This window comes from Paenibacillus qinlingensis (genome assembly GCF_031455095.1).
Lineage (GTDB): Bacteria > Bacillota > Bacilli > Paenibacillales > NBRC-103111 > Paenibacillus_E > Paenibacillus_E qinlingensis_A.
Window position 1 is genome coordinate 1 of record NZ_JAVDSB010000039.1, and the last position, 1,889, is coordinate 1,889.

The window sequence follows — 1,889 nt, forward strand, 5'->3', positions numbered from 1 at the left end:
AGTGCGCCCAGCATGGGCGCTATCTCTAGGGTTCAAGTCCCGAATGGTGAAGGCAGTAGTAACCATAGCTTAAGGCAAGGGTGTCCATCGTGAGATGGAATCTGAAGGAAGCTGGCGGCAAATCTCCGGTCTGAGGGACACGAACTTCATATAAGGCTAGCGTAGGCTGGGTGAGACTGCTGAACAAGTCAAAGCCCTTACTGCCGAAGGCGTACGAAAGTAAATGGAGCAGATAGATGGAGAGGAAGATAGCGTTCTTACCTGGGGAGATCTGTACGGAACGCAAATCGAACTTTGTAAGCCTGTATAAGAATACAGGTTGAACGTACAGAAGTCAGCAGAAGCCATAGTACGTAAGGTGTTGCAACACCTTACAGAAGGGCTGAACATGAAATAGGAATTTGTACTTCAAGGCGTTCAGAGTGAGTAGTGAATGCAGAAAATCCGAGAGGACTTATCCGAAGGAGGAGACGGTGAATCCGTTGGGGACTTCGGAAGGGCAGAACTCATCTCTGGCACAAAAGGAAGGCACAAATCACGTAAAGAGAGGTAAAAAAAATGTTGGAGCAACTACTGTCGCGGGAAAATCTCTTACAGGCTTTAAAGCGTGTAGAAGCCAATAAGGGAAGCCATGGCGTAGATGGAATGTCCGTAAAATACTTACGAGAGCACATCAAACAAAACTGGCAAATGATACGACAAGCCATAGAAGACGGATCCTACCATCCGAGTCCTGTTCGCCGAGTCGAAATCCCGAAACCGAGCGGCGGTTCGCGGTTGTTAGGCATACCTACCGTGACAGATAGACTGATTCAACAAGCGATCGCACAGGTACTAACACCATTGTTTGATCCACAGTTTTCCGACCATAGTTATGGATTTCGCCCAAAACGACGGGGACATGACGCTATAAAGGAAGCTAAATCGCACATGTCTGAGGGGTATCGATTCGTCGTCGATCTTGATTTGGAGAAGTTCTTTGACCGTGTCCATCATGACCGACTTATGATGAAAATTGCTGAAAGGGTGAAGGACAAGAAAGTCCTTTTACTCATACGGAAGTATTTACAAGCGGGTGTGATGGAAGAGGGTTTGGTTAAGCCGAATACGGAAGGAACGCCACAAGGTGGTCCATTAAGTCCGTTACTATCCAACATTGTGCTGGACGAGCTAGACCAAGAACTTGAGGAACGTGGCCACCGCTTCGTCCGCTATGCGGACGACTGCAACATCTACGTGAAAACCAAAAGAGCAGGCGAACGAGTTAAAGCATCTGTGACCAAATTCATTGAAAACAAACTTAAACTTAAGGTAAACCAAGCCAAGAGTGCGGTAGACCGTCCTTGGAAACGAAAGTTTCTTGGATTCAGTTTTAGTATGAACAAAGAGCCGAAAGTAAGGATTGCCAAGCAATCTTTGGAGAAAGCTTGCGCCCGAATTCGAGAGATTACGTCTCGAAGGAAGTCAATGAAAATGGAAGAGAGAATTAAGGAACTAAACCAATATTTGATAGGATGGTGCGGTTATTTCTCGCTTGCAGATACGACAAGTCCATTTAGGGAAATGGACAAATGGATTCGAAGAAGGTTACGGATGTGTTTGTGGAAACAGTGGAAGAAACCTAGTACCAAAATAAAAAGGCTGTTATCTTTAGGAATACCTAAAGATAAAGCCTTTGAATGGGGTAATACCCGAAAAGGGTATTGGCGTATTGCAAGTAGTCCAATTCTATCCCGAGCGCTGGATAACCAATATTGGGAATCCAACGGTTTAAAGAGTTTATTGGACAGATACAACTCATTACGGAATATTTCATGAACCGCCGTATACCGAACGGTACGTACGGTGGTGTGAGAGGTCGGGGACTAGCCGTCCCCTCCTACTCGATT

2 protein-coding genes are annotated in these 1,889 nt (G+C 45.8%); one reads left to right on the forward strand and one right to left on the reverse strand.

Annotated elements, in window-relative coordinates; all coding sequences use genetic code 11:
• Positions 1-25: 25 nt before the first annotated feature.
• A complete protein-coding gene (locus J2736_RS34215) occupies positions 26-286 on the reverse strand; it encodes a hypothetical protein (RefSeq protein ID WP_310502971.1) in 261 nt (86 codons plus the stop codon).
• 272 nt (positions 287-558) lie between these two features.
• Between J2736_RS34215 and ltrA the strand changes: the two genes are divergently transcribed.
• A complete protein-coding gene (gene ltrA / locus J2736_RS34220) occupies positions 559-1,818 on the forward strand; it encodes a group II intron reverse transcriptase/maturase (RefSeq protein WP_310502972.1) in 1,260 nt (419 codons plus the stop codon).
• Positions 1,819-1,889: the final 71 nt, after the last annotated feature.

What these genes read in the sequence shown, in the direction of transcription:
- ltrA (WP_310502972.1), top strand. Translation starts at nt 559, where the DNA reads ATGTTGGAGCAACTACTGTCGCGGGAAAATCTCTTACAGGCTTTAAAG.